General features: G+C 39.5%; 18 protein-coding genes and 2 pseudogenes. 16 read left to right on the top strand and 4 right to left on the bottom strand.

The window, feature by feature from the left end; all coding sequences use genetic code 11:
- Positions 1-156 precede the first annotated feature (156 nt).
- The 8 genes and pseudogenes from HT669_RS05905 to pdxT all read left to right on the top strand — a co-directional run bounded on the left by HT669_RS05905 (position 157) and on the right by pdxT (position 5,203).
- Positions 157-405 carry a hypothetical protein gene (locus HT669_RS05905; protein ID WP_000777026.1) on the top strand — a complete coding sequence of 83 codons (249 nt, stop codon included), beginning with the start codon at positions 157-159 and terminating at the stop codon, positions 403-405.
- Positions 406-428: 23 nt separating this feature from the next.
- Positions 429-1,007, top strand: a complete 579-nt coding sequence (gene pduL / locus HT669_RS05910) for a phosphate propanoyltransferase (RefSeq protein ID WP_000405172.1) — start codon at positions 429-431, stop codon at positions 1,005-1,007.
- 19 nt (positions 1,008-1,026) lie between these two features.
- Positions 1,027-1,485, top strand: a complete 459-nt coding sequence (locus tag HT669_RS11115) for a hypothetical protein (protein ID WP_212750464.1) — start codon at positions 1,027-1,029, stop codon at positions 1,483-1,485.
- Positions 1,486-1,946: 461 nt separating this feature from the next.
- Positions 1,947-2,276: a PqqD family peptide modification chaperone gene (locus HT669_RS05920; RefSeq protein ID WP_230554368.1), complete on the top strand. Its 330-nt coding sequence runs from the start codon at positions 1,947-1,949 to the stop codon at positions 2,274-2,276.
- Positions 2,277-2,485: 209 nt separating this feature from the next.
- A pseudogene (locus HT669_RS11120) lies at positions 2,486-2,657 on the top strand (IS630 family transposase); the annotation flags it as partial.
- 195 nt (positions 2,658-2,852) lie between these two features.
- Positions 2,853-3,537: pseudogene (locus HT669_RS11125) on the top strand (transposase); the annotation flags it as partial.
- Positions 3,538-3,745: 208 nt separating this feature from the next.
- Positions 3,746-4,621, top strand: a complete 876-nt coding sequence (gene pdxS, locus HT669_RS05935; protein WP_000138526.1) for a pyridoxal 5'-phosphate synthase lyase subunit PdxS — start codon at positions 3,746-3,748, stop codon at positions 4,619-4,621.
- A complete protein-coding gene (pdxT, locus tag HT669_RS05940; RefSeq protein WP_023937432.1) occupies positions 4,622-5,203 on the top strand; it encodes a pyridoxal 5'-phosphate synthase glutaminase subunit PdxT in 582 nt (193 codons plus the stop codon). It begins immediately after the preceding gene.
- A gap of 239 nt (positions 5,204-5,442) precedes the next feature.
- Here pdxT and HT669_RS05945 read toward each other — a convergent pair whose 3' ends face one another.
- Positions 5,443-6,090, bottom strand: a complete 648-nt coding sequence (locus tag HT669_RS05945; protein WP_001097999.1) for a hemolysin III family protein — start codon at positions 6,088-6,090, stop codon at positions 5,443-5,445.
- Positions 6,087-6,533 (bottom strand): DUF1836 domain-containing protein, encoded by a 447-nt coding sequence (locus HT669_RS05950; protein ID WP_000858721.1) that lies wholly within the window; start codon positions 6,531-6,533, stop codon positions 6,087-6,089. Before HT669_RS05950 ends, HT669_RS05945 begins: the two co-directional genes overlap by 4 nt.
- 134 nt (positions 6,534-6,667) lie before the next feature.
- Between HT669_RS05950 and HT669_RS05955 the strand changes: the two genes are divergently transcribed.
- The 7 genes from HT669_RS05955 (at position 6,668) to trxB (ending at position 11,022) form a co-directional block, all read left to right on the top strand.
- The gene (locus HT669_RS05955; protein ID WP_000405855.1) at positions 6,668-7,162 is read left to right on the top strand and encodes a GNAT family N-acetyltransferase; all 495 of its coding nucleotides are present in this window, start codon (positions 6,668-6,670) and stop codon (positions 7,160-7,162) included.
- Positions 7,162-7,680: a methylated-DNA--[protein]-cysteine S-methyltransferase gene (locus HT669_RS05960; protein WP_023934081.1), complete on the top strand. Its 519-nt coding sequence runs from the start codon at positions 7,162-7,164 to the stop codon at positions 7,678-7,680. The genes HT669_RS05955 and HT669_RS05960 overlap by 1 nt, the downstream gene beginning before the upstream one ends.
- Before the next feature lie 5 nt (positions 7,681-7,685).
- Entirely contained in the window at positions 7,686-8,042 is a 357-nt protein-coding gene (locus tag HT669_RS05965) for an arsenate reductase family protein (protein ID WP_023934080.1), read from the top strand.
- 157 nt (positions 8,043-8,199) lie between these two features.
- Complete coding sequence (locus tag HT669_RS05970) at positions 8,200-9,000, top strand: amino acid ABC transporter permease (RefSeq protein ID WP_001103446.1); 801 nt, start codon at positions 8,200-8,202, stop codon at positions 8,998-9,000.
- Complete coding sequence (locus HT669_RS05975) at positions 9,000-9,743, top strand: amino acid ABC transporter ATP-binding protein (RefSeq protein ID WP_000590965.1); 744 nt, start codon at positions 9,000-9,002, stop codon at positions 9,741-9,743. The genes HT669_RS05970 and HT669_RS05975 overlap by 1 nt, the downstream gene beginning before the upstream one ends.
- A gap of 77 nt (positions 9,744-9,820) precedes the next feature.
- Positions 9,821-10,045, top strand: a complete 225-nt coding sequence (locus tag HT669_RS05980; protein ID WP_000926599.1) for a DUF4059 family protein — start codon at positions 9,821-9,823, stop codon at positions 10,043-10,045.
- A 65-nt stretch (positions 10,046-10,110) separates the two neighbouring features.
- Positions 10,111-11,022: a thioredoxin-disulfide reductase gene (gene trxB / locus HT669_RS05985; RefSeq protein WP_000272299.1), complete on the top strand. Its 912-nt coding sequence runs from the start codon at positions 10,111-10,113 to the stop codon at positions 11,020-11,022.
- Positions 11,023-11,060: 38 nt separating this feature from the next.
- Here the strand turns inward: trxB and rlmB are convergent, their stop codons facing one another.
- Both rlmB and def read right to left on the bottom strand, forming a co-directional pair.
- Positions 11,061-11,789: a 23S rRNA (guanosine(2251)-2'-O)-methyltransferase RlmB gene (rlmB, locus tag HT669_RS05990; RefSeq protein ID WP_000855765.1), complete on the bottom strand. Its 729-nt coding sequence runs from the start codon at positions 11,787-11,789 to the stop codon at positions 11,061-11,063.
- A gap of 44 nt (positions 11,790-11,833) precedes the next feature.
- Positions 11,834-12,445 (bottom strand): peptide deformylase, encoded by a 612-nt coding sequence (gene def, locus HT669_RS05995; RefSeq protein ID WP_001272952.1) that lies wholly within the window; start codon positions 12,443-12,445, stop codon positions 11,834-11,836.
- Positions 12,446-12,740: 295 nt separating this feature from the next.
- On the opposite strand from def, the gene HT669_RS06000 reads away from it, so the two are divergent.
- Positions 12,741-14,060: a CapA family protein gene (locus tag HT669_RS06000; protein WP_172933656.1), complete on the top strand. Its 1,320-nt coding sequence runs from the start codon at positions 12,741-12,743 to the stop codon at positions 14,058-14,060.
- Positions 14,061-14,111 lie beyond the last annotated feature (51 nt).

Here is a 14,111-nt window from a genome sequence, read left to right on the forward strand (position 1 = left end):
TGTTCACGTAAGTTCTTTTTCCATGTGAAGAGAGTTCTGACGCCGACATCAAAAACCTTGGCTGCCTCGACATGGCTGTGCCCCCTCTTTGATGTAATCTAATGCTCGCTGTTTAAAATCTGTACTACATGCATAGCTTTATTATAACATGCTTGTTTGAAACTAAGCGACTATAAAATATTAGCAATAAGCTTATTTAGAGATTTTAATATAGGAGGTGAAAAATATAGAGCAACAAACTTTTATATCTATACTTTTGTTGAGAACTTAGAAAGTATAGGAGATAAACCGTCACAATGGAACTCTGATTTGAATCATTTACTCAATGAAGAGGGTATGTATCTGAATAAAGAGGCTTTGATTCATTTTGAGTATAATGAATCAGAAAAAAATATGGTATTATAAATAGGAAAAGGAGATAAATTATCATGGAAATTAATCAAGTAATCATTAACATTTCTGCTAGACATGTTCATTTAAAGAGGGAACATTTAGATATTTTATTTGGTGAAGGATACCAACTAAACAAGTTAAAAGATTTGTATCAGCCTGGTGAATTTGCTGCTGAAGAACAGGTTACAATTCAGTCGGCATCTGGCGAGATTAATCGTGTCAGGGTATTAGGACCAATTCGTCCTTATACACAAGTTGAGGTTTCTAAAACAGATTCTAGATTATTAAAGATAACTCCACCAGTACGTACTTCGAGTGAGATTGAAAACTCTTCACCGATTACCATTATAGGACCTAATGGAAGAGTTAATTTAGATGAAGGGTGCATTATTGCTAATAGACATATTCACTTTGCCACAGAAGAAGCTGAGGAAATGGGTCTTAAAAATGGAGATATAGTTTCTGTTGAAGTAAAAAGCGAAAAAAGTGCTACTTTGCATGATGTTCATTGCAGAGTGAGTGATAAATATAGATTGGAAATGCATATTGATACTGATGATGCGAATGCACTTCTTTTATCAGGAGGTGAGATTGGCACGATTATAAAAGAGTAGAAATGGAGATTATCGAAAGTTGATTAAGGCATTAATAATTAGAAATTTTCAAATGTATACTAGATTTTTTCCAGTAGCTCTATTCCTGAATCGATTGTTAGATGCCATTTTTCAGCTTTTAGGGTATTGGTTAATTGCTCATTATCTTTTTAATAACAAATTAGTAGTTAGTCAAGTAGAAGTGATTGATTATTTTACTTTCGCTGCTGCTGGGATGCTTTACTACAATGTTGCTGTTGCTATTTTGATGAATGTAGGGCGTTCATTGATGGTTGAGGTTCGAGAGGGAACCTTGGAAAGCTTATTTATAACTCCATATAGTATTTTCAGCTATTATATAGGCGTGTTCATTGAACAGCTTGGAAGAACTTTTATGGAGTTTTGTTCACTTTTTATTATTTCTATTTTGCTCGGTGCAAAGTTCATGGCAACTCCAATATCCTATTGGCTGTTGAGAGTTATGTTGTTATTGTTTTAATATCATTTTCTATGAGTGTTTTTGTTGCTAACATAATGCTCTGGTTAAGAGATACATTTATAAGTCAGAATACGTTATTTATTTTGATATTTTTAGTATCTGGTGTTACATTTCCTAGGACAGTGCTTCTTGATTTTCTAAAATGTGTTGGTGATTTATTACCAATTACTTATGGCTTAGAGATAGTTAGACTAATATCTTCTGGAGATTTGGAATCGCTTCAACTATGTCTATTGATTTTTAAAGTTTTACTTCTCTCATTAGTTTTTATTGTGATTGGCTTGCTCAGTTATAAAAAGATGGAGAAGAAAGTGATCGAATATTTAACAATTTAGGAGAATTCCGATGTTAGAAGTAAAAAATGTATCTAAAAGTTATCTTACAAAAACGAAGATTAATTTACTAAAAAGAAAAAGTAAGCTATTAATAATGTTTCATTAAAAATTCCAAGAGGAAAAATAATTGGAGTTTTAGGAGAAAATGGGGCAGGCAAAACAACCTTAATAAAAATGATGACAACGCTTCTAAAACAAGATTCAGGAGAAATTACAATTAATGGAATTGATATTAATGATAATTTAAAGGATACTCGAAGTAAAATCAATGTTATAAGTGATGGAGAGAGAAATCTTTTTATATGGTCTAAAATTGATACTTCAATTTCATATGACCACTTATTGAGAAAATTAACATCTGAATATGATGTATCAGAGAAAAAAGCAGATAAAGACTTGAAAAGAATTATTAACCAATTTAGTGAACTTGAGTTTGTTTCAGTTAAGGGAGGTTAATGTTGCTTTTTCTGAAATATATTTAATGCTTATATCGAAAATACTTAGAAAAGTCTTGAAGTTTTGTGGCTCTTTATCAACTTGTAGTGGGGTGATGAAAAGAGTGGTTAATACTAGACATACTTCAAAAAGCATTGTACGATAGTAACATGAAATTAGCTAAACAAGAAATCACCTTTCTCTTTAAAGACCTTACTAAGCCTCTAACACAAAGTCTTCCAATCGTTCTGCTTTGTTTGATGGGAAAATCCTATCAAGAGATGATAGAGCGTCTAGACTGTAGTTTGGTGAAATTTAAAGAAGGATGAGGAGTTAGGTTCGGACTCTCTCCTTCAAGAAAGACGTGGTGGTTGTAACCACGTTTATATGACAGTCAAGGAATAGATAGTTTTCCGGTCATTTGAAAACTTCAGAGGAAGAGGAAGTTGTTACAGTAGATTTCCTGCAAAATCTAGATTGAATTGTAATAAAAATGAATTCATTGCTTATAACGTACCGGACTAGGATATACAGGCCGTTGTAGGACAAGTGTTCTAGAGATTGTTTCTCAGGAGGTTTAGTGATACTCCATTTCTTCAGTCCTATCAAAAGGAGATTAGTCGTTCCTACACAGGTGATGCTTTCTGTCAACTGTTGAAGCGACATAGCTGGCGCACTGTTGCCCTAGATCCTAAGAAAGCAGGCGCTCAAACCATTGCCGCGTCTAAACATCCCATCTCTATTCAAGAAGGTAAGAAAACGCTTTAAAGATAGTAGATGCTTTCGTAAGCTTGGGTTCATGCATCAAAGATGAGGCTGGTTTCGGATAGGCAGTAAACTAGGATCTTGTTAGCCACCTAAAGGAATAGGTCCTCCTGTCCATAGTCATTCCGTGCATGAATTCTCTTACTGTTAGAGAGCTGTTGATGCTTATAGAGGAGCATCCTTTTTCCTGCTTGCCGGAGGATGCCATACTGAATGGAGGAAAGCTTGTTTACAAGAACTGTCACAGGCCTATCCAACTGATTTTATTTTACTAGTCATGGATCATGCCCTAGGGCATCCATCAAGTAGCTTAACTATTCCAAATCATATTGGCTTTCCCTTTATTCCCCCATACAGGCCAGAGATGAATCCTATTGAACAGATGCAGAAAGAGCTTGGTGAAGGTGGCTTCCAGAATAAAGCATTTCAAACCTTGGAAGCTGGCATTGATACATTTCAAGAGATCATACAAGGATTAGAGAGGAGTGTTGTAAAGTCCATCGTTAAAAGAGAATGAACCAGAATGCTTTTTGAAAATAGATATGAGTATTAGTTGAACTGCCCTATGCCGAACGGCACCTACGGTGGTGTGAGAGGGACTAGTCTTAGCCCCTACTCGATTCAATCTGTACCCACACAATTCTTCTTTTTTTATCTTGTGATTCACTCTGTTCTATTTTAAAATGAAATGGTAGCTACCAATATAAATGATGAGGATAAAACAAATGACTGAAAATCGTTATGAATTAAATAAAAATTTGGCACAGATGCTCAAAGGTGGGGTTATCATGGACGTTCAAAATCCTGAACAGGCTCGTATTGCAGAGGCTGCTGGTGCGGCTGCTGTTATGGCTTTGGAGCGGATTCCAGCTGATATTCGTGCAGCTGGTGGTGTTTCCCGTATGAGTGATCCAAAGATGATTAAGGAAATCCAAGAAGCGGTTAGCATTCCAGTGATGGCTAAGGTTAGAATCGGGCATTTTGTTGAAGCTCAGATTTTAGAGGCTATTGAGATTGACTATATCGATGAGAGTGAAGTTTTATCTCCAGCTGACGATCGTTTCCATGTGGACAAGAAAGAATTTCAAGTACCTTTTGTCTGTGGAGCTAAGGACTTGGGGGAAGCCTTGCGTCGTATCGCTGAAGGTGCTTCCATGATTCGTACTAAAGGAGAACCGGGTACAGGAGATATTGTCCAAGCTGTTCGCCATATGCGTATGATGAATCAGGAAATTCGCCGTATTCAAAACCTACGCGAGGACGAACTTTATGTTGCTGCCAAGGAATTGCAAGTCCCTGTAGAATTGGTTCAATACGTCCATGAACATGGGAAATTGCCAGTTGTAAACTTCGCAGCTGGAGGCGTTGCAACGCCAGCAGATGCTGCACTTATGATGCAATTAGGGGCAGAGGGTGTATTTGTCGGTTCAGGTATTTTTAAGTCAGGCGATCCTGTTAAACGAGCGAGTGCCATTGTTAAGGCTGTGACTAACTTCCGTAATCCTCAAATCCTAGCTCAAATCTCTGAAGATCTAGGAGAAGCTATGGTTGGTATCAATGAAAATGAGATCCAAATTCTCATGGCTGAGCGAGGAAAATAGATGAAAATCGGAATATTGGCCTTGCAAGGTGCCTTTGCAGAGCATGCAAAAGTGCTAGATCAATTAGGTGTCGAGAGTGTTGAAATCAGAAATTTAGAGGATTTTCAGAAATCTCAGAGTGACTTGTCGGGTTTGATTTTGCCGGGTGGTGAGTCTACAACCATGGGCAAGCTCTTACGAGACCAGGACATGCTGATTCCCATTCGAGAAGCCATTCTATCTGGTTTACCAGTATTTGGAACCTGTGCAGGCTTGATTTTGCTGGCTAAGGAAATTACTTCTCAGAAAGAGAGTCATCTAGGAACTATGGATATGGTGGTCGAGCGCAATGCCTATGGGCGCCAATTAGGAAGTTTCTATACGGAAGCAGAATGTAAGGGAGTTGGTCAGATTCCAATGACCTTTATCCGTGGTCCAATTATCAGCAGTGTTGGAGAAGATGTAGAAATTCTAGCAACAGTGAATAATCAAATCGTTGCAGCCCAAGAAAAAAATATGTTGGTAACTTCTTTTCATCCTGAATTGACTGATGATGTAAGCTTGCACCAGTACTTTATAAATATATGTGAAGAAAAAAGATAGTAAAAAAGCGCAAAAAATCACTTCCTGTGCTATACTATAATTGAAATTTTTTTAGTTTTTGCGTTAGAAATGTTTCCTCAGTCCTAGCGCCTTTTCTTTTTGATAAGTATGCTTGGTGGAGAGTAGTTTGTAAATGATTCTGAAGATCTTATGAGCACAAGCAATGACGGCTTTCATATTGCTTCCTCTTTAGGAAATTCGATTATAAAACTCTAAGCAGGCTCTGCCTGCTTAGAGTTTTACATGTAATAAACAATGGCGATGTATTGGAGTGCGGACGCAGCTAGGATAAAGAGATGCCAAATCATGTGGAAATAAGGTTTTTTCTTGGCGTAAAATCCAGCCCCAACTGTATAAGAGAGTCCGCCAGTTACCATGAGACTCCAGAAAATTGGTGTCGTTTGACTGATAATGGCAGGAATGATAGCCAGAACCAACCAGCCCATAATCAGGTAAAGAGCAAGGCTAAATTTTTCATTGACTTTTTTAGCAAGGATTTTATAGAGAATACCAAAGATGGTCGTTCCCCATTGGATAGCAATAATCAGATAGCCAAACCAGTTATTCATCAAGGTTAAGACGACTGGCGTATAAGAGCCTGCGATAGCCACATAAATCATAGAATGGTCAATAATTCTCAAGACGTATTTGTGGGTCGAACCATAGGCCATAGAGTGGTAAATGGTGGATGAGAGGAACATGAGAAAGAGACTGATAACGAAAATGGAAACGCCGATAGAGGATAAAAAGCCATGTGCTTCGTAACTATAGGTGGATGAAATAGGGAGTAAGATGAGCATGATGACTGCACCCACAGCATGGGTCACACTATTAGCAATCTCTTCTCCGAAACTGAGTTGTTTGCTGAGTTTAAGACTAGTGTTCATTGGATTACCTCCTCTTGAGTATGATGGATTAAGGCTAGGGTTTGATGATAGAGTTTAACGGTTTGGCAGCTGGTTTGGATGATAGGGTTAGCTGGGTCAATTCCTTGGTTCATGTAGTTCACAAAAGCATCGTAGAGTTGCTCTGAACTTGCTTGACTTTGTAGAGTATTCAGTGTCTGAGCGATTTCTTGAATCGAAAATACAGACTTGAGGGTTGTGATAGCAATCAGACGGGCAATCTGTTGACGTTGGTATTTTTTCTTGTCAGGTTTTGTCAGGTAACCATGTTTGACATAATTGTTAACCATAGATGCTGTCAGGCCTTTGTCTTTATCAGGAGAGATAGGGGCACAGACCTGATTGACATAGAGTAAAACCTGGTCCAGATAGAGGTCAATATTTGGAATTTCTGCCCATTTTGGGTAGGAAAAGGTAGTTTTCATTTTCAACTCCTTTTTATCTAGTTTTAATAACTAGATTATAAAATAACAAAAACAGAAAGTCAAGTTTTAACTGCTTGTAGAAAGACTTAAATTATGCTAGGATGGGAGAAACTAGTCAGAAATGAGGAGAAAAGATGGAGATTCGTTTAGCTTTTCCAAATGAAGTAGATGACATCATGCAAGTGATGGAGGATGCTAAAAAATGTTTAGCGGATGCTGGTAGTGACCAGTGGCAAAATGGTTATCCAAATGCTGATATTATTATTGAAGATATTATCTCAGGTCAAGCCTATGTAGCCTTGGAAGAGGGAGAACTACTAGCCTATGCTGCTGTGACCAAGAGTCCAGAGGCAGCCTATGAAGCCATTTATGAAGGCAACTGGCAAGTTGGGGAGTCAGAGTACCTAGTCTTTCACCGTATTGCTGTGGCAGCAGATGTGCAGGGACAGGGAGTTGCTCAAACCTTTTTAGAGGGCTTGATTGAAGGTTTTGATTATCTAGATTTTCGCTCAGATACGCATGCTGAAAACAAAGCTATGCAGCATATTTTTGAAAAACTCGGTTTTAAACAGGTTGGTAAGGTTCCAGTTGATGGCGAACGCTTGGCCTATCAAAAATTAAAGAAATAATGCAAAAGAAGTATGTAAAAATGCTCTATTCTTCGCCGATTGGCTCCCTTTCTCTCGTAGCTGATGACCATTATTTGTATGGAATTTGGGTTCAGGAGCAGAAGCATTTTGAGAGGGGACTAGGAGATGAGACGATAGAAGCAGTTGTTAGTCATCCCATTTTAGACCCAGTTATTACTTGCTTAGATGCTTACTTTAAAGGCAAGCCTAAGGATTTATCCGACTTGCCCTTGGCTCCAATTGGAACGGATTTTGAAAAGCGAGTTTGGGACTATTTACAGGGAATTCCTTATGGTCAGACAGTGACATATGGGCAAATAGCCCAAGACCTGCAAGTGCCTTCTGCTCAAGCAATTGGTGGAGCGGTAGGACGCAATCCTTGGTCTATTCTAGTACCTTGTCACCGTGTGCTGGGAGCAGGCAAGCGTCTGACTGGTTATGCCGCAGGAGTGGAAAAGAAAGCCTGGCTCTTGGAGTATGAAGGCGCAGATTTTAAAGATATAAATAATAGAAAGTGAAAGACATGTTAGAATTTATCGAATACCCAAAATGTTCAACTTGTAAAAAAGCAAAACAAGAATTAAACCAACTCGGTGTGGACTACAAAGCCGTCCATATCGCCGAAGAAACACCTAGCCAAGAAGTTATTTTAAACTGGCTGGAAACCTCAGGGTTTGAATTGAAGCAATTTTTTAACACCAGTGGAATCAAATACCGTGAATTAGGGTTAAAAGATAAGGTAGGAAGTCTGTCAAACCAAGAAGCAGCTGAGTTGCTAGCAAGCGACGGCATGTTGTTAAAACGGCCAATTTTAGTAGAAAATGGAACTGTTAAACAAATCGGTTATCGAAAACCTTATGAAGAATTGGGATTGAAATAGTTTTTACTTATCTCTCTGATAGATAAAATATATAACCTCCCTGTTTTAAAGTATGATAAACTAGTAGGTAGACAAAGACTGTATCTGACCGTAGCAAATAATTTCATTGACGGCAGAAGTATGGTAGAATGAATCATTATCAGGAGAGGATGTTTTTATGAATGTTACAACGATTTTAGCATCAGATTGGTATCAAAACTTGATGCAATTGATTCCGGATGGCAAGCTTTTTAGCTTGCGTTCGGTCTTTGATGGAATTCCGAGAATTGTTCAACAACTTCCAACAACGATTATGTTGACAATTGGTGGTGCCTTTTTTGGCTTGGTTTTGGCGCTTCTTTTTGCCATTGTGAAGATCAATCGTGTCAAGATTTTATATCCCTTGCAGGCCTTCTTTGTTAGTTTCTTAAAAGGGACACCGATTTTAGTGCAGCTCATGTTGACCTACTACGGAATTCCTTTGGCTTTGAAAGCTCTCAATCAGCAATGGGGAACTGGTCTCAATATCAATGCGATTCCAGCCGCTGCTTTTGCGATTGTCGCCTTTGCCTTTAATGAGGCAGCTTATGCTAGTGAAACCATTCGTGCAGCCATTCTCTCAGTTAACCCTGGTGAGATTGAGGCGGCACGCAGTCTGGGTATGACCCGAGCGCAAGTTTATCGACGAGTGATTATTCCAAATGCAGCAGTTGTGGCAACTCCAACCTTGATTAACTCCCTCATCGGCTTGACCAAGGGAACTTCCCTAGCCTTTAGTGCGGGTGTTGTGGAAGTCTTTGCCCAAGCTCAGATTTTGGGTGGTGCCGATTATCGTTATTTTGAGCGCTTCATCTCCGTTGCTCTTGTTTATTGGGTAGTCAATATCGGAATTGAGAGCCTTGGTCGTTTCATCGAGAGAAAAATGGCTATTTCTGCACCAGATACAGTGCAAACAGATGTGAAAGGAGACCTTCGTTAATGATTAAGATTTCGAATTTAAGCAAATCCTTTTCAGGACAGACTGTCTTGGATCATCTGGACTTGGATATTCAAAAAGGGGAAGTTGTAGCCTTGATTGGTTCTTCAGGAGCTGGAAAATCAACCTTTCTTCGCAGTCTCAATTATCTTGAAACACCTGATAGTGGCTCGATTCAGATTGATGATTTCTCGGTTGATTTTTCTAAAATCACTCAAGAAGAAATCCTTGCCCTACGTCGCAAGTTATCTATGGTATTTCAGCAGTTTAATTTGTTTGAGCGCCGTACAGCACTTGATAATGTGAAAGAAGGCTTGGTTGTTGTCAAGAAATTATCTGACCAAGAAGCGACTAAGATTGCCAAGGAAGAGTTGGCTAAGGTTGGGCTTTCTGATCGTGAAAACCATTACCCTCGCCATTTATCAGGTGGACAAAAGCAACGGGTTGCCTTGGCGCGTGCGCTTGCTATGAAACCAGATGTCTTGCTCTTAGATGAACCAACTTCAGCCCTTGACCCAGAATTGGTCGGTGAAGTAGAGAAGTCTATTGCAGATGCTGCTAAGTCAGGTCAGACCATGATTTTGGTCAGTCATGACATGTCCTTTGTAGCCCAAGTGGCTGATAAGATTCTCTTCTTAGATAAGGGGAAAATCATCGAGTCTGGAACACCAGATGAGATTATCCACCATCCTAAAGAAGAGCGGACAAAAGAATTCTTCGCTAGTTACAAACGGACTTATATTTGATATAATAGATAAAGAAAAACTCAGTTAGCTGGACTAGCTGAGTTTACTCTTTAAAAAAGATAGAAATGAGAGAAATCATGCTACTGCAACTATTTTCTTTATATTTCGAGAGTTTGATCTTAACCACCATCCTCGTCCTGATTTTTTTAGGAATTTGGATTGGACTGAGAGCCATGTCGGGAGTTGATAAGACAGCCAAGGCTCGCCAAGCCCATCTCTATGATATGATTATGATTGGGGTCTTGGTTGTTCCAGTATTATCCTTTGCGGTTATGAGTTTAATTCTTGTTTTCAAGGCATAATCCTTGCGTGATTGACAAGAAAGAGTTAGAATAAAGATAGTTACAACAAGAAAGAAGGAAACTATATGTACGATACTATTATTATCGGTGCTGGACCTGCAGGGATGACTGCAGCCTTGTATGCTGCTCGAAGCAATTTGAAAGTAGCTTTGATTGAAGGTGGTCTGCCAGGTGGTCAGATGAATAATACATCTGATATCGAAAATTACCCAGGATATGCTAATATTAGTGGACCTGAATTGGCAGAAAAGATGTTTGAACCGCTTGAAAATCTCGGTGTTGAGCACATTTATGGATATGTTGAAAATGTCGAAGACCATGGTGATTTTAAGAAAGTGATGACTGACGACCAAACATATGAAACTCGTACCGTTATCGTAGCAACTGGTTCTAAACACCGTCCTTTGGGAGTACCTGGAGAAGAAGAACTGAACAGTCGTGGTGTTTCTTACTGTGCCGTGTGTGATGGTGCTTTCTTCCGTGACCAAGATTTGTTGGTAGTTGGTGGTGGAGATTCAGCTGTTGAAGAAGCCCTCTTCTTGACTCGTTTTGCTAAGACTGTTACCATTGTTCACCGTCGTGACCAACTTCGTGCTCAAAAGGTTTTACAAGACCGCGCCTTTGCGAATGAGAAAATCAGCTTTATCTGGGATTCTGTAGTGAAGGAAATCAAGGGTGAAAACCGAGTAGAATCTGTCGTATTTGAAAATGTGAAAACAGGTCAAGTGACAGAACAAGCCTTCGGTGGCGTCTTTATCTATGTTGGATTGGACCCTCTTAGCGATTTTGTTAAAGAATTGAATATCCAAGATCAGGCAGGCTGGATTGTGACAGATAACCACATGAAAACTGCAGTTGACGGTATCTTTGCAGTTGGAGATGTTCGCCAGAAAGACCTTCGCCAAGTAACAACAGCGGTTGGAGATGGAGCTATCGCTGGTCAAGAAGCCTATAAATTTATCACAGAACATAGTTAATCATAAAAAAGTTTCCAATCAGATGACTGGAAACTTTTTTATAGTCTGTTTCGGAAAACTTCGTACATGAGAATGGCCGCAGCAACACTGGCATTAAGGCTTTGAACATGGCCATTCATGGGAATGGTAATCATTTCATCGACCTGTTTTTTAATGTTGCTAGAGATGCCTTTTCCTTCATTTCCGATGATGAGGGCGATTTTCCCTTTTGTATTCCACTTATGGCAAGGAGTACCGTTCATATCCGTTCCAAAGGTCCAGAAGCCTTCATCCTTGACTTTGTCCAGAGTTTGGCTCAGATTGGTCACTCGGGCGATGGGAACGTGCTCGATAGCACCTGTGGCCGTTTTGGCAACGACGGGGGTAACACCTACAGCACGGTGCTTGGGAATGATGACACCTGAAACATTGGTCGCATCGGCTGTTCTCAGGATGGATCCTAGGTTGTGAGGGTCAGTCAAACCATCCAGAATCAATAGCAAAGGATTTTCTTCTTGGCGTGTTTTGGAAAGGATGTGATCTAGCTCGCTATAGGCAAATTCGGACACTCGTAAAACAAAACCTTGGTGGACAGCACCTTCAGTCATCTCAGAGAGGGATTTTTTTGAGGTCCAAGAAATGGACACCTTCTTTTCTGTAGCCAGTTCCTTGACTTTCTCAAGATTCTTACCTCGGAGATTTTCTTGGAGGTAGAGTTTGTTTCCAGTATTTGCAAGGAGGGCTTCGGTAACGGCGTGGACGCCATAGACAATATCATTTGTTTTCATGCCTCTATTATAACACAAAACCCCGTCTTGCAACGGGATTTTCTTTATTCTAGAATCAGTAAACCATCTTTAACTGCAAATGGGTCTTTTTCATTGATACGATCGTAAAACATGATACCGTTAATGTGGTCAATTTCATGCTGAACAACAATGGAGTTGTAGCCTTTGAGTTTGATACGGTGTTTTTCTCCATCTTTGTCAAAGTAGTCAACAGTAACGCGGGCATGGCGAACAACATAGCCAGGCACGTTGCGGTCTACAGACAGGCAACCTTCTCCTTCACCAAGAGCAGCGTCTTGAACAGAGTGAGAGACGATTTTTGGATTGTACATAATGGCTTGCAAGTCGTAGGCTTCCTGCGGAGTTTCGCCTTCTTCAACAATATTAGGTACCAAAACAGCGATAATGCGTTTTGAGATATCCAATTGAGGAGCAGCCAGTCCAACCCCACCGCGGAGTCCCAATTTTTCAGCCATGACAGGATCTTGGGAATGTTTAAGGAATTGCATCATCTTTTCGCCAAGGATGATTTCCTGATCAGATAAGGGGAAAGTAACTTCCTCAGCAACTGCGCGTAGAGTTGGGTTCCCCTCGCGGATAATATCGTTCATATCAATTAAGTGAGCAGCTTTTGTAATACGTTCTATTGCAGACATTTTCTCTCCTTTCATTACCTCTACATGATATCACAAAATGTCAAGGATTGAAAGTATTATAGCCTTTAGGATTTATAGAAAATAGATAGGAAGTTCAATTCATACTCAATGAAAATCAAAGAGCAAACTAAGAAGCTAGCCGNNGATAGAACTGACGAAGTCGGTAACATATATACGGTAAGGCGACGCTGACGTGGTTTGAAGAGATTTTCGAAGAGTATCAATTGTGAAAGAATTACTTATCTATGATATAATAAAAAGAAAAGGCTTGCATAAGAAAGTAGGGAGAATGAAGATGAAAAGAAGACAAAATCGAAATCAGGGTGGTTTAGCTTTTCGTTTTATGAAGGGCTTGGTAAACTTTTTTAGGAGTTATCGCAGGTGGAGCAATAAAGGATTTGTGGCGGTACTCTTGCTAGCAGTTGCTTTATCAATGGGCTTGGTCTTGTTGGTTGAAAGTTTCCAAGGAATCCCTTTAACCAGTCAAAAACGAGATACTATTTCTCAAGAGGGGACTAAGCAAAAGTCTCAGGAGCAGGAAGAGGAAAAAACTGCCAGAATTATGGCTAATGGGGATTTGCTCTACCACGATGGACTTTTCTTTTCAGCTAAAAAAGAAGACGGTACCTATGACTTTCATGAGAATTTTGAGTATGTGACACCTTGGCTCAAGCAAGCAGATTTAGCTATTGGTGATTTTGAAGGAACCATCAATAAGGATCATTATTTAGCGGGTTATCCTCTCTTTAATGCTCCTGCTGAAGTTATGGATGCCATTAAGGATGCAGGTTATCATGTGCTAGATTTAGCTCATAATCATATTTTGGATTCGCAAATTGAGGGAGTTATTTCAACGGCCGATATTATTGAAAAAGCTGGAATCACTCCAATCGGAATTTATACGCATGAACCACGTGATCAGGCTCCGTTGGTCATTAAGGAAGTGAATGGAATCAAGGTTGCTCTTTTGGCCTATTCCTATGGATTCAATGGAATTGAACGGTATATTTCTCAGGAAGACTATAATCGTTATCTTTCAGATTTAAACGAAGATAAGATGAAGGCTGAAATTGAACGGGCAGAGAAGGAAGCAGATATCACCATTATCATGCCTCAGATGGGTGTGGAGTATCGATTGGAACCAACTGAGGAACAAAAAGCTCTTTATCACAAGATGATTGATTGGGGGGCGGATATTATCTTTGGAGGGCATCCTCACGTTGTGGAACCATCTGAAACGGTTGAAAAAGATGGAGACAAGAAACTCATTATCTATTCAATGGGGAACTTCATTTCCAATCAACGGATTGAATCTATGGGAGATGAAGAAAATGCTAAGTGGACTGAACGTGGCGTTCTCATGGATGTAACCATTAAGAAGAAGGATGGAAAAACAACTATCGGAACAGCTAAAGCTCATCCTACTTGGGTCAATCGAACACCAAAGGGAACCTTTTCACCAGAAGGCTATCCTTTATATCATTATCAAACCTATATCTTGGAAGATTTTATAGAGGGTGGCAGTCATCGTGACCAGTTAGATGAAGCGACTAAGGAACGAATTGATACAGCCTATAAAGAAATGAACGAACATGTGGGATTGAAGTGGGATTAGCTTGAATAGACTTCCTGCGAAACAATATATGCTATAATAGTTCTATGGATT

The organism is Streptococcus sp. 2100 (genome assembly GCF_013276335.1).
GTDB classification, from domain to species: Bacteria; Bacillota; Bacilli; order Lactobacillales; family Streptococcaceae; genus Streptococcus; species Streptococcus pseudopneumoniae.

Bases quoted from the DNA above. Each gene is read 5' to 3' on its own strand.
- pduL (WP_000405172.1), top strand. From the start codon at position 429: ATGGAAATTAATCAAGTAATCATTAACATTTCTGCTAGACATGTTCAT.
- pdxS (WP_000138526.1), top strand. From the start codon at position 3,746: ATGACTGAAAATCGTTATGAATTAAATAAAAATTTGGCACAGATGCTC.
- pdxT (WP_023937432.1), top strand. From the start codon at position 4,622: ATGAAAATCGGAATATTGGCCTTGCAAGGTGCCTTTGCAGAGCATGCA.
- HT669_RS05945 (WP_001097999.1), bottom strand. From the start codon at position 6,090: ATGAACACTAGTCTTAAACTCAGCAAACAACTCAGTTTCGGAGAAGAG.
- HT669_RS05950 (WP_000858721.1), bottom strand. From the start codon at position 6,533: ATGAAAACTACCTTTTCCTACCCAAAATGGGCAGAAATTCCAAATATT.
- HT669_RS05955 (WP_000405855.1), top strand. From the start codon at position 6,668: ATGGAGATTCGTTTAGCTTTTCCAAATGAAGTAGATGACATCATGCAA.
- HT669_RS05960 (WP_023934081.1), top strand. From the start codon at position 7,162: ATGCAAAAGAAGTATGTAAAAATGCTCTATTCTTCGCCGATTGGCTCC.
- HT669_RS05965 (WP_023934080.1), top strand. From the start codon at position 7,686: ATGTTAGAATTTATCGAATACCCAAAATGTTCAACTTGTAAAAAAGCA.
- HT669_RS05970 (WP_001103446.1), top strand. From the start codon at position 8,200: ATGAATGTTACAACGATTTTAGCATCAGATTGGTATCAAAACTTGATG.
- HT669_RS05975 (WP_000590965.1), top strand. From the start codon at position 9,000: ATGATTAAGATTTCGAATTTAAGCAAATCCTTTTCAGGACAGACTGTC.
- HT669_RS05980 (WP_000926599.1), top strand. From the start codon at position 9,821: ATGCTACTGCAACTATTTTCTTTATATTTCGAGAGTTTGATCTTAACC.
- trxB (WP_000272299.1), top strand. From the start codon at position 10,111: ATGTACGATACTATTATTATCGGTGCTGGACCTGCAGGGATGACTGCA.
- rlmB (WP_000855765.1), bottom strand. From the start codon at position 11,789: ATGAAAACAAATGATATTGTCTATGGCGTCCACGCCGTTACCGAAGCC.
- def (WP_001272952.1), bottom strand. From the start codon at position 12,445: ATGTCTGCAATAGAACGTATTACAAAAGCTGCTCACTTAATTGATATG.
- HT669_RS06000 (WP_172933656.1), top strand. From the start codon at position 12,741: ATGAAAAGAAGACAAAATCGAAATCAGGGTGGTTTAGCTTTTCGTTTT.